Here is a 19,580-nt window from a genome sequence, read left to right as displayed (position 1 = left end):
AAAATCCTCTTGGATTTTCGCTCACACTTCCAAATAACCCTTCTTTATTTTAATTTTTTGGCTCCCTTTTATGACCCTTTCTGTCACCATTGCCGCTGGACAACTGGACATTTCCATCCACACGAGCCGCCGATCATTAGATGAATTATTAACCTTTGCCAGTCGTGAAAACCCCAAACGAGGTTTTCTGTTTATCTCCAAAATTTTAGGCAAACATTGGCCTGTTGCCCCCTCAGCCATGCGCGCGGCTTACGATGAATTAGCCCAACTGATTCAAGCCGGAACCCGCAGCTACGTGGTCGGCATGGCCGAAACCGCCACCGGCTTAGGAGCCGGAGTGGCCGACAGCCTCAGTCGAGTGCAAAACGCGGCGGTTTTTTATCAACACACCACCCGCTGCCAGACCGATCACCTCCTGTGGCTGTCACTGGATGAAGCCCACAGCCACGCCGTTGATCATCTTTTTTATCAGCCACACCCTGCCCTATTAGCCGACATACAAAAAAGCCAACGCCTGATCTTAGTGGACGATGAAATCACCACGGGCCGAACCCTGCAACGGCTGGCAGAACGACTGCTGCCCAAACTGCCCGAGGTCAAAGAAGTTGTGATCGTCGCCTTGGTCAGTTGGCTGGATGAACAAGCACGCCAACAACTGAGTCAATTTCCCGTGCCGGTACGTTTTGTCACCCTGCTGGAAGGCCAGTTTAGCTTCACTCCCAACCCCACGTATCAAGCTCACCTGCCCGCCGACGTGGATCGCGACCTGAGCCACGTTAAAGGCCGTGAGGATCTGGGACGCTTCGGCCTCAAAATGCCCTATCAAGGTGCTGTTCATCCCGTTGCCGGTGATAATCCTCTGACCGTCATCGGTGATGGCGAACACCTTTATTTGCCTTTTTTAATCGCCGAAGCAACCGAAAAACAGGGGCGTTTGGTGCATTTCCAATCCACCACCCGCTCCCCCATCGCTCACACCGACGGCATCAGCAACAAACTCAGTTTTGCCATTGATGAACGCCCTCTGCGCCACTATCTTTACAATTTTCAACACAGCAGCGCAGGAGAGAGCCTCTTTGTGCTGGAAGACGAAAGCCAACGAGCGCAGCACGGTCTACCACCACTGTTAACAACACAACACAACCCGCAGACCAAGCCATGAACGCAAACGCCCGCACCCTGATTTTTACCGATCTGGACGATACCCTGATTCAGACCAAACGCAAATTAGCCGATCACAGCCATCTGCTGGCCGGTGCCGTGGATCGTGAACAAAAACCACTCTCTTACACCACGCCGCCACAACGCCTACTGCTGCAACTGTTAAAAACCGGCGGTGCCATTTTGATTCCGGTCACGGGGCGTAACCAAGCGGCAATGGATCGCGTTTTATTGGACGACTTTCACAGTTACCGCATCGTCAGCCACGGAGCGATGGTACTCACCGAAGAGAACCAACCCTGTCAAACGTGGCTCGCTTCACAACAACACAACCACGACCTTAGCGCGTGGGCAGAACACCTCGACAGACTCAACGAAACACTGAACAGCTACATCAAGCAACAGGCGTTTCCCATTGCCTGTCACCCCATTACCGAAGCAGGCATGACCGCCTACCTCTCTATTAAAGCCGACCGTTTACATTATCAAGAGAGTCAACTCGATTATTTAATGGAGCACCTGAAACCGCAGCTCAAACAGGGCGAACGCTGGCACCGCAACGGCGCAAATTTAGCCCTGTTGCCACCCTACACCTGCAAAGCCAAAGCGGTGCAATTTGTCACCGAGCAGTTGCAGATTCATAAGCACGAATTGGTTATGGGGTTTGGCGACTCCGTCTCCGATCTGGCCTTTCTACGCCAAACGCACTTCGGTCTTTTTCCCATTGGCAGTCAGCTGGATCACTGGATGGGCACATGACACACGCAGCAGAAAAGCAAAAAAAACGCATCTTTCCTGAACCGCTGCTCGGCAGTTACCGCGCCGACGACTGCCGTTTTTTACTCAAAACCGTGCCCGCCGGTTTTCAAAGCGTAGCCAACAAAGAATATCTGATTCAATCGGGGCAAGCCCACTACTCCGAAATGATTCACCGTGAAGCGGCTCCCAGTGCCCCCTACACCGAGCTCTTTAAAGAAATGACCCAGCGCTACAAACGCCGCTTGGCCGCAGAAATCATGACGCTGGCAAAAAAAATTGCCTCCGCCAGAGACAGCAAAAACCCCATCTGCCTGCTCTCCTTAGCACGCGCAGGCACCCCCATCGGGGTATTGTTGCAGCGCACCCTTCAACAACACCTTAAAATCAACAGCGTTCACTACAGCATCAGCATTATTCGAGATAAAGGCCTAGACTACGTCGCCTTAGACTACCTGCTTGAGCAACAAAAAATAACCGATCAATCGTTGGTCTTTATTGACGGCTGGACCGCCAAAGGGGTCATCACCCGCGAATTAAAACAGAGCATTGAGCAATACAATCGCAGCCGAGGCTGCCACATTGCGCCAGAACTGTTTGTGGTCTCTGACATCGGCGGCAGCGCCGATGTGGCCGCCACGTTTGACGACTACACCATGCCCAATGCTCTAATGAACTCCACCGTCTCCGGCTTAATTTCACGTTCTATTTTGAATACGCACGTTGGAAAAGATGATTTTCACGGCTGCGTCCGTTATTCTCATTTACACGCAGTGGACTGCTCCAACTGGTTCATCGACACCGTCATGGCAGAGGTAGACCCCAGCCACTGCGCCGCCGAACTGCCCACCAGCCAAGCACAACGCCAAACCACCGTAAGTCATTTTTTAAACGATCTGCAACGAGAATTCCAAATCAGCGACATCAACCGCATTAAACCCGGAATATCTGAAGCAACTCGGGTCATGCTCCGCCGTGTGCCCGATCTGCTGCTGCTCAAAGAGCCTAACTCAGCCGATGTAGCGCACCTGCGTCAACTGGCGGAAGAAAAAAAGATCCCCATTTTAGAACGTCCGACAATGCCCCTCAACGCCTGCGCGTTAATTAAAAATGTTTTAAAGGCCAACGTGTGAAGCAGAATACGCGCGTCTCTTATTTTGAGCTGGGAGCCTCACTCTACATGCCGTGTACCCATCCCAAACTGGCCACAATTCTACAACAAGGCACCTCTCAAGCTCGCTCAATGGTCTTTTGCTGTGAAGATGCCGTCACCGAAGACGAGCTGCCCAGCGCACTGGCCAATTTGCGCCACAGCCTAAAACACCTGACCCCCAGCTGCGCGGTGCGACGTTTTATTCGCCCGCGCAATGCCGAGGTATTGGCCGAAATTTTAGCCATGCCTGGCATCGAACACATCGACGGCTTCGTCCTTCCCAAGGCCGACCTTGGCAGCCTGCACGGCTATAAAAAAATACTGTTACGACAAAACAGCGTTTTTTCAATCATGCCCACATTGGAGACCGTACAGGTGCTCGACAGCGTGGCTCTGCCCAAAATACGCAGCCTGCTGGACGATTTTACTCTGCCCATTGTCTGCCTGCGCATTGGTGGCAACGATCTGCTTAATTTAATGGGGCTTAAACGTCTACCTGGTTTAATCGCCTACGACACCCCGTTGCGCATGATCATCGACCAATTAATTCTGGCGTTTAGACCCTTTGGTTACAATCTCAGCGCCCCTGTGTTTGATTTTATTGACGATGAACAGACCCTCAGCCAAGAGCTGGAACGCGACATCAGTTACGGTTTTTACGCCAAAACAGCCATCCACCCCAAGCAAGTCAGCGTCATCGAACGCCATTACAGCCACTACACTGCCCAACACCAACAACACGCTGCGGCGGTCATCGACACACACGCGGCAGCGGTGTTTTTAATGGACGGTGAGATGATGGAAAAAAGTTGTCATGCAAATTGGGCACAGCGCACCTTGCAGTTGGCACACAATCGAACAAAAAATTCAGCTCACCTTATACACAATCAAAACAACGGTACTCATTTAAAATAATTCATTTTTCGTTTCATTTTAACCACTCGGGTATAAACCCAAAGGATATTACCAATGGCAATTTCATTGCAAAAAGGACAACGCATTTCGTTGGAAAAAAACGGCTCTGCATTACAAAAAATGTGCATTGGCGTGAACTGGGGAGCAATGGAGAAAAAAGGGCTGTTTGGCGGTAAAAAAATGGTCGCCGTCGATCTCGATGCCTCTGTGGGTCTGTTCAACGAAGCGGGAAAAATGATCGACTTGGTCTATTTTGGCAACTTAAAATCCAAATGCTTGGGTGTGCAGCACTCCGGTGACGATCTGACCGGTGACATGGACGGCGATGATGGCTTGGACAACGAAGTGATCAATCTTGACTTGGCTCGTTTGGCACCAGAAGTCTCTCAATTGGCGTTTATTTTAAACAGCTTTCAAGGCCAAGACTTCAAAGACATCCCTTTCGCTTGCATTCGCATTTACGAAGGCACCCCGACTCAAGTGAACGATGTGTTCGCCACATTTGACATTGCCAATGACAGCACTTTTGCTGGAAAAGTCAGCATGATTATGGGTAAACTGTACAAAAAGAACGGCGAGTGGAAATTCAACTCACTGGGTCAAGCCACTGATGATAAAAAATTGGAGGCTACCTTAGAGACCTTTTCAAAAAGCCACTTCTAACACCCCTCCATCGCCATGACCTTAATCGGTCATGGCCTCGTACGGCAGACTTCTTCCATGAAATCCTTTATAGCAGGCCAAAAAAGCACCTTAGCCGCCCTCACCAGCGACCTTACCAGCCTCGAAGTGAGCCTCTCCCTCCAATTTGAACAGGCCGTTGAACTGGATTTTTCCTGTTTTGGGGTCGATGACAAAGGCACGCTCTCCGATGACCGTTACCTTATTTTTTTTAATCAAACCGCATCCCCTTGTCGCTCCCTTGTCATCCAAGATAAACAACACAACGGCAACCAACAGACACAAACCTTCACCGTTAATCTCAGCACACTGCCCACCAACATCCAAAAACTGACCTTTACCGCAACGCTGGATGGCGCAGCCACCATGGCACAGATTCAAACAGGCTATTTACGCTTGAGTAGCCAAGGTCAGGAACTCGCTCGATTTGAATTTAATGGCAGCCACTTTAAACAAGAAAAAGCCCTGCTGATCGGCGACCTCTATTTAAAAAAAGAATGGCGTTTTGGCATCACCGCTCAAGGCTTCAACGGCGGTCTCAGCGCCCTGTTGGCCTACTTTGGTGGTGAAGAGATTCACGATAGCCCTCCTCCTGCTGCCAACCCCGCACCGGCGAAAAAACCCAGTAAACTCAACCTCAGTAAAATTACTCTGGAAAAAAAGGGCGACAGCCAAACCATTTCACTGCAAAAAACCAGCGCCCCCCAACCCATTAAAATCAATCTAAACTGGAACAGCGGCAGCCAAAAGAAAGGCCTGTTTGGTTTTGGTAGCGCAAAAGCACCGGATTTGGATCTGGGCTGTTTTGTCCGCATGAACAACGGCCAACAAGGGGTTATTCAACCTTTGGGAGGCAACTTTGGCGAGCAATTTGAAGAGCCCTATATATTATTGGACAAAGACGACCGCAGCGGCAGCGCCCATGATGGCGAAAACCTCACCGTCTACCGCCCCGATTTGATCGACTTTATGGTTGTGTTTGCCATGATTTACGAAGGTGCCGATGATTTCAGCTCGGTGGATGGGCGCTTGACCATCAAAGATCCGCACGGCAATGAAACCTTAATCCAGCTCAACGCCCCCGACCCACGAGCGCGCTTCTGTGTTGCCGCCGCCTTTAAACGCAACGGCTCCCAATTTGAGATCACCAAAGAGGAGCGTTATTTTAATCAAGGGCATAAAGAGGCCGATGAACATTATGGATTTGGTTTTAAATGGAGTGCGGGCAGTAAATAACGACAAAAACCCATGAAAATACTAGTCATTGAAGACAACCCCGACATTCTCGCCAACATGGTTGATTACCTTGATGAACAAGGCTATCTCACCGACCCTGCTCAAGACGGAATTTCGGGGCTTCATTCTATCTGTTGCTGATCTCAGCTTTAACCCCCAAACCTTTGAAGTACAGCGCAATCAACAACCCATCAAACTCAACCCCATAGCACTCAAACTGCTCGAAGCATTAATGCGAGCCTCCCCCCATGTACTCAAACGGGAACAGCTGGAAGATGAAATTTGGGGGGGCAACCCCTGCAACAGCGATGCGCTTAAAACCCACATCCATCACCTAAGACAAGCCATAGACAAACCCTTTAAACACCCTTTGCTGCACACCATACGAAAGATCGGCTACCGCCTAGCAGAGAGCTCATGAATAACTGATATTTGACGATACGGTTCAGTGATATTAAAAGCCAAAAGGAGAAAAGAAAGAGTGTGATAACAAAAAATGAGATGTTAAGAAACATGTTGCTCACTTGCCGTAAAAATCAGCTCAAATGGCGTTACGTCTTGGCAGACAGTTGGTTTTCCTCCAGTGAAAACATGCAGTTTATCCACGAAAAGCTAAAAAATAAGTTTATTTTAGCCTTGAAAAGCAATCGTTTGGTTGCGTTGAGTTTAGAGGATAAAAAACAAGGTCGCTTTGTTCGAATTGACTCCTTACTTTGGTCAGAAAAGCCCATACAAGGGTGGGTAAAAGGTCTGGAATTCCCCGTTCTTTTACACCGCCAAGTTTTTACAAAGAAAGTTGAACTGCTGCATAAAAACATCAAATCGAATACGGCCTTAGCAAAATCGCCGACAAAAGTCGTTCGAACGCAGAGCAATCATATTTTTATGTCTCTTTATGCGAGTGCTCGCTTGGAGACCTTAAGCATACAAAGAAAGATGAGCACCTTTGCCTTGAAGGGGCAGCTCTATATCAAAGCCATTCGAGTGGCATTTGAGGAACTGCAAGCCCTAAAAGTCGCTGCGGGTGCGTAACATACAATGACGAATAAGGAAATTCAAACACCCTACCAACTGCATTGGTGGCGTTTCTGGTTTTTTATCGGCTGCCTTTGGGTCGGTACGGTTACGCTAATGTCGCTGATTGCTTTGCAAGGTGATTGGGGTTACACCCACAGCGATAAATTTTTACACATGGTGGCTTATGGCACTTCTATGGGTTGGTTTATGCAGCTCTACCCACGTCATCGACACCGCTTTTTATTGGCGTTGCTCTTCGCTGGCCAAGGGATTGGCATTGAATTTTTGCAAGGTTTAACCTCTTATCGCAGTTTTGATTATTGGGATATGTTGGCCAATACCTTGGGTGTCGGTCTGGCATGGTTGCTGGGTTTTGGCTTTTTAAGCCGTCTGCTGCTCTATTTTGAGGCCTGGCTGCGGGGTCAACGTCAAGCCTTGCCACAGATTCTCAAACAGAGTCGTATCGGTGGCGCTGCTGAGCGGGTGGAGCTGCAACTCTCCATCAAGTGGCATCGTCTCTGGTTTTGGCTTGGCTTCTTGTTAATGCTACCGGCTTTGCTGCTGATCTGTGACGATTTACGCGACGCAACCAGCCTGCATTTTCTCGGACGCAACAGCTATCGGTTTCTGCTGTTTTCTGTTTTCACTCTTGGCTTTATGCAGCTTTATCCCAGTTTATGGCCACGTTTGGGGCTGCTGTTGCTCTTTCTACTTTTGGCTTTAGCAGTGGAGTTGTATTACCAGCACTACATTAACGGCTTTTTTCATCTGAAACATGGGGTGATGTCGGGTTCAGGCGTGATATTGGGTTTTGTGGTTGGCTTTACCCCTTTTGGTTATCTGCCGTGGTTTTTGACATTACGACGACAAATTCAAACCTCCGGCTAGACATTCACCACGGGCAACTGAAAACTAAAACAGGTGCCCTCTCCCAGCGCACTCTCCACCACAATCTCAATCTGATGCAGCTGCATAATGCGTTTGACAATGGCCAAACCCAAACCTGAATTGTCTCCGCTGCGCTCGGGGTTATTGATCTGATAAAAACGTTGATAAATATTGTTCAACTCCGTTTCAGCCATTCCCAAGCCGGTATCTTTGATACGCACATTGATTTTTTTCGTGTGCTTTGCTGAGGCTTAAAACAACCGCACCGTTTTCTGTGTGGCGCAAACCATTGGAAATTAAATTTTCCAAGACCCGTTGAATCATACCAATGTCTGCACTAACAAAAGGCGGAGCTTCAAAACATTCCATGCTTAAGCGATTATTCTGCTCACTGGCAATAGGCGCGTATTGTTGAATCACATCAGAAGCCAGCTCAGCAATGGAAAACGGCTCCATTTTGGCCTTAGTCTCTGCCGACTCCAGCCTTGCCAACTCAAACAACTCATCAATCAATTGGCTTAAACGCACACTGTTGTTCAGGGCACTTTTCAAATAATGCTGTTGCTGTTCTGCGGTTAAACTCGCCTGTTTTAAGATCAGAGTTTCAATGTAACCGTGCAGCGCCGCCAGCGGCGTACGCAGATCGTGTGAAATATTGGCCACCATTTCACAACGGGCTTCGTCTTGTTTTTTCAGTGATTTTAGCTGCTGGACGATTTTCGCTGACATGTGGTTAAAAGTCTCAGCCAGTCGATCAATCTCGTCACCGTTTTTTGCCGAGAAGCTCAACGGCACAGCCTGACTAAAACCGCTCTGGGAAAATACGTCTGCTGACTGAGAAAGCAGTTTCAAACGACGGGTAATAAAGTAGACCCCCAGCAAACCAACCAACAGACCTATGCCAAGACTGACCCCAATCAACCAAATACTCAGTGTCAAAAGACGTTTGTTTTTCGCCACCACCTCAATAGCATCAAATTGCTCACCCCGTAAAATAACGTACAGATACCCTTCAGGATTCTGTTTGTTCGGCACAGGTGTGACAGAAAAAACCTTCTGTTTGCCATAATTACGCGGATCATCACCCAAAATAGGGAAGTTTTTAGCCGCAAAAAACTCATGCAAAGGTGCCAAAGAAATGCGGTTTAATTTCACTTTTCCAGGCTCAGCGGAGTAGGAGAGGATTTTTCCTTGCAAATCCAACAAATAAATCTCAATGCTTGGATTGATATTCATGTAATACATAAAGGCTTTTTTAAGCGCGGCCTGATTAATGCGGTTTTCCGCCACCAGATTTCTCTCTGCCACCAGATGCTTGGCCAGCTCTCGATTCAGCGCCTGATCGGTGGAGAGGCTGTTGTTTTTATTGATGGAGAGAACCACCCCGACATACAACAACCCTACCAAGAGAAGAATTAAAGTTAGACCTATGGCCAGTTTATTGTAAAGGTTGTGCCACATAATTTAATCTATCTCGCTGGAAAATTTATAACCCACACCCCAAACGGTGATGATGTACTTTGGTTTTTCTGCTTCGGTTTCAATTTTGGCACGCAAGCGGTTAATGTGCGTATTGACCGTATGTTCATAACCCTCGTAATGATAGCCCCAGACTTTATCCAGCAGTTGAATTCGAGAGAAGACTTGATTTGGTGAGCGCATAAAAAAGGCCAACAGTTCAAACTCTTTTACGGTCAGATCAACGGCTCTGTTGTCAACATAAACCAAGCGTTTTTTATGTTCCAAACGCAGTCCCTTAAACTGCAAAATAGGCTCAGCGCTGTTTTTATGTTCATTAAAGGCATCAATGCTGCGAAAACGAGCTTTAATCCGCGCCATCAATTCGGGAATACTGAAGGGTTTGGTCACATAATCATCTGCGCCAATCTCCAAGCCCAAGACACGATCCAATTCGCTGTTTTTGGCGGTTAAGATAACAATCGGGACTGTAGAAGAGGTTTCGCGTATTTTTTTACAGACACTGATGCCATCCAAAACCGGCAACATCAGATCAAGAATAACCAAATCGTAGTGCTGTTGATTAAAAAGCTGCACTGCCAGACCACCGTCTTTGGCGATATCCGCCTCTGCATGAAGATCGTGCAAGTGCAGCTGAATTAAACTGGCCAGATCGGCGTTATCCTCCACCACTAATATTTTTTTCGTTTCGGACATCGAAGCTTCCAACCTGACCTGTTACCTTACTGGGTACGCGTGATTGTAATACGCGCCACTGGGTTATCAAACCGATGTGATTCGTTTAATGCCGACGTGGTCAAACCGTCATCAACGCTGATCACCCCCGCATGAACCAAGACCTTATCCACTCTGTCGTTGCGCGCTGCATTAAAGCCTTCGCCACCCGCAGCGGGCCCTGGGATGTTGCTCATCAACTCATCGTTCAACTCGGTTCCCGCATCGTAAGCCGTGACCGCACGACTCAGCGTATCATCAACGTTCATCGCTGCTAACGAGAGGGTATTGAGGCCGGTAAACGCGTCATTGGTGTTCACCAACATTGTCACCAAACTCATCCGAGTGGCTTGATCCAGAGTCACCGTGACACTCTCAAACCCACCGGGAGGAATCACTCCCGCACCGGATTGAGTCAACACCGTATCGGCATTAGCATCGGCATCGGCCAACAAGGCGCTGTTATCGCCGCCTTCGGCCAACTGTTCCAGCGCCACACTGGCCGCTTGCGCACTCATCCAAGCACGATACACGCTGCCGTGAAAAATAAGCGCAACGGGCGACAAGGGCTGATTTTGAGTCAAATTGCTCACCGTCACCGTGTACATCTGCGGTGTTGGCGCAGGAGTAACCGTATTATTTGAGCTGTTGCAGGCCGGTAAAGCGATAACGGCACTGGCGAGACCTAAGGTCGTAATGATCTTTTTAATGTTCATGATCCCTCTCCAAAATTAATTAACGGTCAGAGTCACTTTGGCAATGGGGTTTAACCAGCGATGCACACTGGAGTCCAGATCACTGACCCCGCCAGCAGGATCAAAATCACCCAACACACCGCGATGAATGTGTACCGTCATATTGCTTTCGATCGTGGTCACACCGGTACCACCGCTGCCGTTGGCTCCACCAGGATCGGCCGGAATACCCAAAACATTGGCTGCGCCACCGCCATTGACCAACTCATTATTGGCTTCGGTTCCCGCATCGTAACCGTTGACGTAGTAGACGTAGGTGCCTGCTGCGGTCGGAATTTCAATGCCATTGAGGCCAATAAAACCGTCATTGGTGGGCAAGATCATCGACACCACAGAAAGGTGCGTATTGGCCGTAGCGGTCATCAACGTGCCGCTGCTGGATGCTGCTGGAGCCAGCAGACCCATCGCTGGGTTTTCAATCACATCAGCAGAGCCAGCGGCCATGTCCGCGACCAAACCGGCAATATCCCCCCCTTCGGCCATCGCTTGTAAATTAGCTGAAGCGGCGCTGCCCGTTTGGAACAGATGTGTAGCCGCCGGATGAGCGGCGATTAATAACGGGGTGAAGTGATTGCCGTGGCTCAAGTTCTCAACGGTCACGCTGATGTCGGCGGCCATGGCGGAGGTGGACAGCACAAGCCCCATTGCAACAACCAAACCGTGTAGTGATGTTTTCATGATGCATTCTCTCTGTTGTATCGACTGTGGAGCCTGCATCATCGGCAACAAACATCACGGGAGTGTCTCTGATTGATAACAAAAGTATCACAACAGAAAATAGAGTTATGAACTGGCCTGTTTAGATCAAACTAAGGGTTGCCAGTGCCGATCACCACAGGTATAAAAATAGAAACCCCAAAGGAGTCGACCATGCCCACTCTTCACGCCAGCCTACTGGCCTTTGCCTTGAGTCTCAGCAGCCCTATTTTAACCGCTGAGGTTATTGATATTCCCACTCGCACCGTCGAAGAGACCATGCCCGAGCGTGGCACCAGCATGAAAACGGTGCGCGAACAACTTGGCGAGCCGATGCAGATCGAATCAGCGGTAGGTAAACCACCCATCACCCGCTGGCACTACCCTCAGTTTACGGTCTATTTTGAACGCCGTTTTGTGATCCACGCCGTCAAAAGTCGCTAAAACAGAGCTTCAAAAGGGCAAAAATACTATTTTTATCCGAACTCAACTGAGACCCTACTCCCCATAGAACATTCTTAAGCCTAACTTTCAGCAAGAAAGCAGGCATACAACACAACTTTGACCCAATTTGGGTCACGTGGAGAGAGAGATGAAATACACCTTACCGTTGGCCATCACGCTGCTGTTACTGAACCTGAGCTTGGCCAACAGCGCTCAAGCCACTCCAAACATGTTATTCAACACCCCTGCTGCCGAAGCGCCCCCTCCCAGCAATGATCTTGCTGAACAAGCCGTCGTTGTTAACGATGAGGACGAGGATGACGACGACGAGGGCTGCACTTAACGCGAAACACTCTAAACTTGGGAATAAACCCAGAGGCATTATTCGCTGTTATACTGCCTTTTTGACTCTGGGCGCAGACCCACGGCTTTTGACATGCGCAATAATTCCAACAACAACTCGAATACAGAGACCGCATCCAGCGCCAATACCAACCTTAACTGGCAACGGCGCTACGAATTTCTCACCCATCACCGCCTTACCATTATTTCCTTGGGTCTGTGCGTCATTTTAGCCTTGCTTGGCATCTACAACCTCATCCTGCCAGAGGCTCATAACGACTTTGCTGACAATCTGCGCACCATCACTTCCCTGCTGGGTTTAACTCTGGTTGCATTCGGTTTTACGGTTATCTGGCGTGACTTCGTCGAGCCATTGTTACACTTACGCGAATGGGTACTGCGCATGCGTGGAGGTGATTTAAAAGCCCGCATCGCCGTCCCCAAACACGGTGAATTTTCCGAATTGATCGAAGACATCAACAGCTTAGGCGAAATGCTGCACACTCTGGCACAAGACACCGAACAACAGCTGCAAAGACACACCACCCACACCACACAAAAAACCCGCTCACTGGCGATTCTCTACGATGTCGCTGCCAGCATCAACGCCTCTCGAGACATCAATGACCTGCTCACCCGTTTTTTACACACCTTAAAAGACGCCATTGATGCCCGCGCAGCGGCGGTAAGATTGGTAAACGATGTGGGGGAAATGCGCTTAGTGGCCAGCTTAGGGCTAGACGATGACATGAAAGAGCGTGAACAGATCGTACCCTCCAACAGCTGCCTCTGTGGGCGGGTGGCCAACGACAGCGAACAACAAAACATCTGGCAAAACGACCTGCTGCCCTGCGGAAAAATCGTTGGACGCGCTTTTTTCAGCGATGACGAAGAGAATACATTAGGCATGATTGCCGTGCCGCTGCAATACCGAGATCGCACCTTGGGGGTCTACAATTTGTTCGTCAGCCGCGAAACCATCGCTGCTTGGGACGACTACAAAGAGCTCTTCATCAGCATTGGCCGCCATCTGGGCATGGCGATTGAAAAAGCCCGTTTAGATGATGAAGCCAACCGCCTCTCCATTATGGAAGAGCGCACCCGACTGGCCAACGAGCTGCACGACTCACTGGCGCAGACCTTGGTCAGCATGCGTTTTCAAGTGCGGGTGCTGGATGAAACCCTGCACCAAGAAGACGAAGCCAGCACATGGCAAGAGTTGGAGCGGATCGAAAACACCCTCGACGAAGCCAACACCGAGCTGCGCGAGTTGATTGCTCACTTCCGCGCGCCAATGGACAAACGGGGTCTGATCCCCGCTGTCGAGAAGGTCATTCAACGTTTTCGTGGCAGCTCCAGCATTCCGATTTTTTTACAAAAAGAGTGGCCCAACATCAACCTGCCCATCGAGGTAGAAATGCAGGTCTTGCGCATTGTACAAGAGAGCTTGGCCAACATTCGCAAACACAGCCAAGCCAAGGCGGTACGTGTCTTTCTCAGCGGCGACCATCACGGCCAGTTTCGGGTTTTGGTGGAAGACGATGGCGTCGGCATCAACTCCCCCTCAGGCCCCAACGCTCAGGGAGAGCATTTAGGCCTGACCATTATGAAAGATCGCGCCATTCGTATTGGGGGGGAATTACAGATCGAAAGCGAACGCGGTGAAGGCACGCGCATTGTGCTTACCTTTGACTACCCAAATAAAACCACACCCAATTCTTTAACCGACGTCAACAGAAAGAACCCCTATGAATTTACGCATTATCGTCATTGATGATCATACCCTGTTTCGTGAAGGTCTCCAGAGCCTACTCGGACGACGCGGCATTGAGGTCATCGCCTCCGTTGGTGAAGGTCATGAAGGCATTCGTTTGGCACAAGAACTCTCCCCCGACATCGTTTTATTGGACATGCGAATGCCCATAATCGACGGTTTGGGGGTGCTGCGCCAACTGCGTCAAAGCGGCCTGAAGGTGCCGATTGTAATGCTCACCACCAGCAGCGATGAACGAGATTTGGTCGAAGCACTGCGCAGTGGGGCGCGCGGGTATTTGCTCAAGGACATGGAACCGGACGAGCTGGTGGTGGCACTGCGTGAAATTATGGGTGGCAAAACCGTGGTTGCGCCCACCCTAACCCCTGTGCTGGCCAAAGTGGTACAGGGCAATATCCCCGCCGCGCCGCTGGAGCGCAGCCCCTTTGATGAACTCACCCCACGGGAAACAGAAATCCTTGGCCTATTGGCTGAGGGACAGAGCAATAAGGTGATTGCGCGCAATCTGGGTATCTCTGACGGCACGGTCAAGCTGCACGTCAAAGCCATTTTACGCAAATTGAAAATTCATTCTCGGGTAGAAGCGGCGGTGCTGGCTGTTGAACACGGCCTACGCGCCAAAAACATCAATCTCAATCGAGAGCGTTAAACACTCACTCCACCTTGAGGATCGAACCCTGCACGGAAAGCACAGTAACCTGCTCACCGGCGGCACGATCATCGCCCTCCACCAGCCACACGCTGTCACCGATGCGCACCTTGCCGCGTCGATTAACAATCGCCTCTTGCAACACCAACACTTTGCCCACCTGCTGTTGAGCGCGCTGATTTAACAGCGGCTCATCGCTTTGCAGTGGGACTTTTTTTGCAAAGCGAAACCAAAACGTCAACGACAGCAGAGAAAAGAGACCGAACAAAAGCCATTGCGCTTGCCAAGAAAGATCAGGCAACAACCACAACAGAGCAGCAACCAGCCCAGCTGCAACCCCCATCCAGAGAAAAAAGGTACTCGGCACAAAGACTTCCAGCATCACCAGCAACAGTGCCAAAATCAGCCAGCTCCAATGGCTCATAGGAAAAAGCTCCACTACGCTTCCCCAGAATGTTTTGACCCCATCTTTTTCACTACTTCACTGATGCCACCAATGGCACCAATGACGCTGGCGGCCTCTAACGGCATCAAAACCAACTTCGCATTTTCGGCGCTGCCGATCACCGTCAGTGCCTCAATGTATTTTTGCGCCACAAAATAATTCAACGCCCGCTCATCGCCTTTTTTCACCGCCTCTGAAAGCATTAAGGTCGCCGTGGCTTCTGCTTTCGCCAGTCGTTCACGGGCTTCTGCCTCTCTAAAAGCCGCTTCCTTTAAACCTTCAGCTTCCAAAATAGTCGCCTGTTTTTTACCCTCAGCGGCCAACACTTCCGATTGACGCTTACCTTCTGCCTCTAGAATTTCCGCCCGTTTTTGCCGTTCCGCTTTCATCTGTCGCGACATTGCCTCCACCAGATCTTCCGGTGGTTCCAGATCTTTAATTTCAATGCGCGTCACTTTAACCCCCCACGGATCAGTGGCTTCGTCCACCACCCCCAACAGTTGTGAATTGATCACTTCACGATTGGAAAGCATGTCATCCAATGACATTGAACCCAACACGGTACGAATGTTGGTCAAGCATAAATTGCGCATCGCCAACTCTAAATCACTGATTTCATAGGCTGATTTTGCCGCACTGACGACCTGATAAAAGACAATGCCATCGGCCATGACCGCCGCGTTGTCCAGTGAAATCACCGATTGTTGATCAATGTCCAACACCTGCTCTTTCATATTAATTTCATGGCTAACACGATCCAAAAACGGGATCAAAAAATTCAGACCTGGCTTTAAAGTGCGAGTGTATTTTCCCAGGCGTTCAACGGTGTACTCCATGCCTTGCGAGACGGTTTTCACTCCCGCAAAAATCATCACCAAAGCCAACACGACCAAAATCAGCACCAGCAGAGAGGTTTCGCTCATCAACGGCATAACGGTTTTCTCCTAACAAAAAATCGAATAATCCAGCAACTCAGAACTCTGTCTGCTAACTCCGCTATACTCTCATGCTTAAACGATCAGCGAATTCAGCACCTCCGTTTTTAACCAGTAGAGCAACGGTATGCCCCAACCCAAAAAACCGGCCATTTTGGTGGTGGATGACAGTCTCACCATTCTACACTCACTGAAAATCATTCTCAGCAATGCCCACTATGAGGTGTTCATCACTCCCAGTGTGGTCGAGGCCATTGAGGTGCTGCGACAGGAAAAAGATAAAATCCAACTCATATTTTTAGATATTCTCATGCCTGAAAGAGACGGTTTTTCCTTTTTAAATTATCTGTTAAAGCAGCACGCTTACCCCATCAAAGTGTTCGCCTTAACTGCCGTCAAAGATGCAGAGACACAGAAAAAATTCTTCTCCTATGCCTCACCCAATCTGACAACTCTGGAGTACATTGAAAAACCCTTCTCAAAACGCCACATTCTGCAATCGGTAAAAAATGCCCTAAACGATGCTAGTGAACAGGCTAACGCCAATCCCAACAAACAAAAACCAGCCAAACAAAAAAAATCCAGCCCCTCTCCTCAGCCCCGACCAGAACCCCAGCAGACAAACAACACCACTCACAACGAGATCAACCGTTTAGAACAGAAATTGGATTATCTGTTAAATAATAAGCCGACCTTCTTAGCCACTCTTGGCCAAGATCTGTTACGACTGCTGTTTATCGCTGTTCTTCTGGCACTGGCATTGAAGTTCGGTCTGTTTGAAAACGTCATCCCCTTGCTCACAACCCACAGCAGCTAAAAAGAGGCTGATTACAACAAAAGCTGCAACTGCCGATCAAACGCGGCCAGATCCATCACCCCACTCTGCTGATAACGAAAACGCCCTTGGCGATCAATAATTACCGTGTAAGGCACAATGTTGTCACCGTTGCCCCACTCCAATAACAGTCGATGACTCTCCGCTGGATTCATTACCAACACAGGATAATTCATCGCCAACAGTCGTTTTGCCTGTTTCAAATCACGCTGATTACCCACTCCCAAACCCACCACTTGCAGACCTTGTTCGGCATACTGTTGTTGCAGGCGAACCAACTGCTGCACATTGCTTTGACAGGGACGACACCAACTGGCCCAAAAATTCAACACCACCACCTGACCTTGCCACTGCTGCAAATTACGCGACTCACCTTGCAGATCGTTTAAGGTCAGCTTTGGCACCGTCTGAAAAACCGGCAGTTGCACTTTTTCAGCCTGAAGCTCAATGATAGGCTCTACTGCAATGATCGACTCCCCTGAGGATTGACCCTGCATCTGGTAACTGGCATAAGCAGTGGTGCATAAGACGATCACCACCTGCAAGCCGACAAACAACACTCGACGACGACTGTTCACTTTTTTCTCCACGCGCGCTAAAAGTTTGTTATTTTGATAAAAGGATCAAAACAAATAAGATGGCCGCGTTCAGCCTCTGTGAATGGATCTAACGCCCATCTCACAGAATTCAGGCAAAACAACTCAAGCCGTTTTTTAAACGTTTTTTCTTATCAACTACCGAGATAACCGAGAGTAGGTAAAACCGGTACTGGTACAACAGAAGGCGTTTTCATAACCAAGACGAAACAGAGTACTGCCTGAAGAAGTTATACCTTCTCGCAACACACTCCCATGCAAACCGACATCAGGAACTGAACTTGTCACCTGCTGAACGGCAGATGACGACTGCCAACTGGGTAAAATTGGCAATAGCAGCAAAAACCCCCATATAGGTTTCATAGTCACAACAATATCCTCCTAAAATACGCTCAAAATGCTCATTTTTAGACCCATTATCAATCGGATCACGAACTTACATTTATCCTGTTTAAGACGAGATCTTTGTCTCATTTACCCACTTTTTCTTGTTTTTTACTTAAGCAGGTGCCGCATTCTCGACCAAGTTCACATTTTTTTCAATGTATTCCTGCTAAATAAACGTTTTTCAGCCCACCAAGGCTGTTTTTGTAACCTCAACCTTACAAAACACCGTCACATTCAGACCATAAAATGCACTTTTTTCGATAAAAACCGCGATCAGCGTTTGCGTTCTCACGGCTGTTCCGCCTATGATTCCGCGCTGGTAGCCTAGCTAGCTAAGCAGATCCCTCACCTCACAGCGCTGGAAAACTCGCTCCTTATGAATTCAACAACCACCGAGCACCATTTATCAGGCGTGGAACTGACCTGCTATCGCGGTGACCACCTGCTGTTTGCTGACGTCAACTTTGACCTCTCTCCCGGCGACATTTTGCAGATCGACGGCGAAAACGGCAGCGGCAAGACCACTCTGCTGCGCATTCTCTGCGGATTGGTATTGGCCGACGAAGGCGACGTACTTTGGCAAGGCAAACCGCTGCACAAAATGCGCGCCGAATTTGGCAGCCAACTGACCTACGTCGGTCACCACAACGGCTTCAAAGGCGAATTGACTCCGATTGAGAATTTACGCATGGATCGCAGTCTGGCCAACGCACGGGCGAATATGAGCCCACAGCAGGCTCTGCAACTGCTGGGCTTGCTCAACCGTGATGACGTACCCTGTCGCGCCCTCTCTGCCGGTCAGCGCCGCCGCGTGGCTTTAGCTCGCCTACTGGTGACCAATACCAAACTGTGGATTCTAGACGAACCTCTGACCGCACTGGATGTGCGCGGTCGCGCCGTCATCGAAGCCGAACTGATCAAACACGCTCAAGCCGGTGGTATGGTGGTCTTCACCACTCACCACCCCCTGCAACTGGGCGACTACCCACTCAAAACATTGCACCTAAACCCATGAATGAAACCAGTATGTTGTCCGTTTTTTGGCTGCTTTTACGCAGGGATTTGCTGTTGGCCGCGCGGCGGCGCAGTGAGTGGGTCAATCCCCTGCTGTTTTTTATTATTGTTGTCACCCTCTTCCCTTTAGGTGTCGGACCTGAGCCAAACGCCCTGCGTGAAATGGCACCTGGGGTGATCTGGGTCGCAGCGCTGCTGGCCGCCATGCTCTCTCTGGACAGCCTGTTTCGTTCCGACTACGACGACGGTTCACTGGAACAGCTGATCATCAGCCCCCATCCGGTCTCTGTGTTGGTGTTGGCTAAAGTCAGCGCCCAGTGGCTGCTCACCGGCCTGCCGTTGATCCTGCTTTCACCGCTGCTGGCCGTTTTAATGAACCTCTCCAGTGAAGCAATCCCAGCCTTAATGATGACCTTGGCACTGGGAACTCCCGCCCTGACTCTGATCGGTGCCATTGGCGCGGCGCTCACCGTCGGCCTACGCCGAGGCGGCGTTTTGCTTTCCCTCTTGGTGCTGCCCCTGTATATTCCCATTTTGATTTTTGCCGCCAGCGCCGTGGGCGTTGCTGGTATGGGGTTATCCATTGAAGCTCAGCTGTCATTTTTAGCCGCTCTACTCATGCTCTCCATTACTCTGGCTCCGATGGCCATTGCCGCTGCACTGCGCATCAGTCTGAGCAGCTAAAAACATACGCTGGGCGGATAAACA

The 19,580-nt window shown here is 49.6% G+C and carries 23 protein-coding genes and 1 pseudogene; 16 read left to right on the top strand and 8 right to left on the bottom strand.

From position 1 onward, the window contains the following. Window positions 1–70 precede the first annotated feature (70 nt). From Q9O24_08095 to Q9O24_08055, 9 genes and pseudogenes are all read left to right on the top strand, one after another. Window positions 71–1,162 carry a phosphoribosyltransferase domain-containing protein gene (locus Q9O24_08095; protein MDQ7075096.1) on the top strand — a complete coding sequence of 364 codons (1,092 nt, stop codon included), beginning with the start codon at window positions 71–73 and terminating at the stop codon, window positions 1,160–1,162. After that, a complete protein-coding gene (locus Q9O24_08090) occupies window positions 1,159–1,920 on the top strand; it encodes an HAD-IIB family hydrolase (GenBank protein MDQ7075095.1) in 762 nt (253 codons plus the stop codon). Before Q9O24_08095 ends, Q9O24_08090 begins: the two co-directional genes overlap by 4 nt. Continuing rightward, window positions 1,917–3,050 carry a cysteine protease StiP family protein gene (locus tag Q9O24_08085; protein MDQ7075094.1) on the top strand — a complete coding sequence of 378 codons (1,134 nt, stop codon included), beginning with the start codon at window positions 1,917–1,919 and terminating at the stop codon, window positions 3,048–3,050. The genes Q9O24_08090 and Q9O24_08085 overlap by 4 nt, the downstream gene beginning before the upstream one ends. Continuing rightward, a complete protein-coding gene (locus tag Q9O24_08080; protein MDQ7075093.1) occupies window positions 3,047–3,985 on the top strand; it encodes an HpcH/HpaI aldolase/citrate lyase family protein in 939 nt (312 codons plus the stop codon). The genes Q9O24_08085 and Q9O24_08080 overlap by 4 nt, the downstream gene beginning before the upstream one ends. A gap of 54 nt (window positions 3,986–4,039) precedes the next feature. Then, window positions 4,040–4,648, top strand: coding sequence for a TerD family protein (locus Q9O24_08075; protein ID MDQ7075092.1), 609 nt, complete (start codon window positions 4,040–4,042; stop codon window positions 4,646–4,648). Between the two features lie 57 nt (window positions 4,649–4,705). After that, the gene (locus Q9O24_08070; GenBank protein ID MDQ7075091.1) at window positions 4,706–5,902 is read left to right on the top strand and encodes a TerD family protein; all 1,197 of its coding nucleotides are present in this window, start codon (window positions 4,706–4,708) and stop codon (window positions 5,900–5,902) included. A 12-nt stretch (window positions 5,903–5,914) separates the two neighbouring features. After that, window positions 5,915–6,323: pseudogene (locus tag Q9O24_08065) on the top strand (DNA-binding response regulator). Window positions 6,324–6,385: 62 nt separating this feature from the next. After that, window positions 6,386–6,934, top strand: coding sequence for a hypothetical protein (locus Q9O24_08060; protein ID MDQ7075090.1), 549 nt, complete (start codon window positions 6,386–6,388; stop codon window positions 6,932–6,934). A 6-nt stretch (window positions 6,935–6,940) separates the two neighbouring features. Next, entirely contained in the window at window positions 6,941–7,807 is an 867-nt protein-coding gene (locus Q9O24_08055) for a VanZ family protein (protein MDQ7075089.1), read from the top strand. Here the strand turns inward: Q9O24_08055 and Q9O24_08050 are convergent. The 5 genes from Q9O24_08050 to Q9O24_08030 are packed head-to-tail and all read right to left on the bottom strand — an operon-like array spanning window position 7,804 to window position 11,433. After that, window positions 7,804–8,001, bottom strand: a complete 198-nt coding sequence (locus Q9O24_08050) for an ATP-binding protein (GenBank protein ID MDQ7075088.1) — start codon at window positions 7,999–8,001, stop codon at window positions 7,804–7,806. The two genes, Q9O24_08055 and Q9O24_08050, sit on opposite strands and share 4 nt — an antisense overlap. After that, window positions 7,994–9,268, bottom strand: a complete 1,275-nt coding sequence (locus Q9O24_08045) for a histidine kinase dimerization/phospho-acceptor domain-containing protein (protein ID MDQ7075087.1) — start codon at window positions 9,266–9,268, stop codon at window positions 7,994–7,996. The genes Q9O24_08050 and Q9O24_08045 overlap by 8 nt, the downstream gene beginning before the upstream one ends. Window positions 9,269–9,271: 3 nt before the next feature. Further along, window positions 9,272–9,982: a response regulator transcription factor gene (locus tag Q9O24_08040; GenBank protein MDQ7075086.1), complete on the bottom strand. Its 711-nt coding sequence runs from the start codon at window positions 9,980–9,982 to the stop codon at window positions 9,272–9,274. 26 nt (window positions 9,983–10,008) lie between these two features. Beyond that, entirely contained in the window at window positions 10,009–10,716 is a 708-nt protein-coding gene (locus Q9O24_08035; GenBank protein MDQ7075085.1) for a spondin domain-containing protein, read from the bottom strand. Between the two features lie 15 nt (window positions 10,717–10,731). Next, a complete protein-coding gene (locus Q9O24_08030) occupies window positions 10,732–11,433 on the bottom strand; it encodes a spondin domain-containing protein (protein MDQ7075084.1) in 702 nt (233 codons plus the stop codon). A gap of 192 nt (window positions 11,434–11,625) precedes the next feature. Here Q9O24_08030 and Q9O24_08025 point away from each other — a divergent pair, with 192 nt between their 5' ends. The 4 genes from Q9O24_08025 (at window position 11,626) to Q9O24_08010 (ending at window position 14,660) form a co-directional block, all read left to right on the top strand. Further along, window positions 11,626–11,895: a hypothetical protein gene (locus Q9O24_08025; GenBank protein ID MDQ7075083.1), complete on the top strand. Its 270-nt coding sequence runs from the start codon at window positions 11,626–11,628 to the stop codon at window positions 11,893–11,895. A gap of 148 nt (window positions 11,896–12,043) precedes the next feature. Further along, the gene (locus tag Q9O24_08020; GenBank protein MDQ7075082.1) at window positions 12,044–12,238 is read left to right on the top strand and encodes a hypothetical protein; all 195 of its coding nucleotides are present in this window, start codon (window positions 12,044–12,046) and stop codon (window positions 12,236–12,238) included. Window positions 12,239–12,331: 93 nt separating this feature from the next. Continuing rightward, window positions 12,332–14,011 carry a histidine kinase gene (locus tag Q9O24_08015; protein MDQ7075081.1) on the top strand — a complete coding sequence of 560 codons (1,680 nt, stop codon included), beginning with the start codon at window positions 12,332–12,334 and terminating at the stop codon, window positions 14,009–14,011. Next, complete coding sequence (locus Q9O24_08010) at window positions 13,986–14,660, top strand: response regulator (GenBank protein ID MDQ7075080.1); 675 nt, start codon at window positions 13,986–13,988, stop codon at window positions 14,658–14,660. The genes Q9O24_08015 and Q9O24_08010 overlap by 26 nt, the downstream gene beginning before the upstream one ends. A 4-nt stretch (window positions 14,661–14,664) precedes the next feature. Here Q9O24_08010 and Q9O24_08005 read toward each other — a convergent pair whose 3' ends face one another. Continuing rightward, window positions 14,665–15,084: an NfeD family protein gene (locus Q9O24_08005; protein MDQ7075079.1), complete on the bottom strand. Its 420-nt coding sequence runs from the start codon at window positions 15,082–15,084 to the stop codon at window positions 14,665–14,667. 14 nt (window positions 15,085–15,098) lie between these two features. Further along, the gene (locus tag Q9O24_08000; GenBank protein MDQ7075078.1) at window positions 15,099–16,028 is read right to left on the bottom strand and encodes an SPFH domain-containing protein; all 930 of its coding nucleotides are present in this window, start codon (window positions 16,026–16,028) and stop codon (window positions 15,099–15,101) included. Window positions 16,029–16,167: 139 nt separating this feature from the next. On the opposite strand from Q9O24_08000, the gene Q9O24_07995 reads away from it, so the two are divergent. Next, entirely contained in the window at window positions 16,168–16,857 is a 690-nt protein-coding gene (locus tag Q9O24_07995; GenBank protein MDQ7075077.1) for a response regulator, read from the top strand. A gap of 11 nt (window positions 16,858–16,868) precedes the next feature. On the opposite strand, the gene Q9O24_07990 is transcribed toward Q9O24_07995, so the two are convergent. Next, window positions 16,869–17,453: a TlpA disulfide reductase family protein gene (locus tag Q9O24_07990; GenBank protein MDQ7075076.1), complete on the bottom strand. Its 585-nt coding sequence runs from the start codon at window positions 17,451–17,453 to the stop codon at window positions 16,869–16,871. A 781-nt stretch (window positions 17,454–18,234) separates the two neighbouring features. On the opposite strand from Q9O24_07990, the gene ccmA reads away from it, so the two are divergent. Then, window positions 18,235–18,873, top strand: coding sequence for a cytochrome c biogenesis heme-transporting ATPase CcmA (gene ccmA / locus Q9O24_07985; protein ID MDQ7075075.1), 639 nt, complete (start codon window positions 18,235–18,237; stop codon window positions 18,871–18,873). Further along, window positions 18,870–19,556: a heme exporter protein CcmB gene (gene ccmB, locus Q9O24_07980; GenBank protein MDQ7075074.1), complete on the top strand. Its 687-nt coding sequence runs from the start codon at window positions 18,870–18,872 to the stop codon at window positions 19,554–19,556. Before ccmA ends, ccmB begins: the two co-directional genes overlap by 4 nt. Window positions 19,557–19,580: the final 24 nt, after the last annotated feature.

It is taken from the genome of Gammaproteobacteria bacterium (genome assembly GCA_030949385.1).
GTDB lineage: Bacteria > Pseudomonadota > Gammaproteobacteria > JAUZRS01 > JAUZRS01 > JAUZRS01.
Note: the sequence above shows the minus strand (reverse complement) of the source record. Positions and strands in the feature narration are given on the sequence as shown.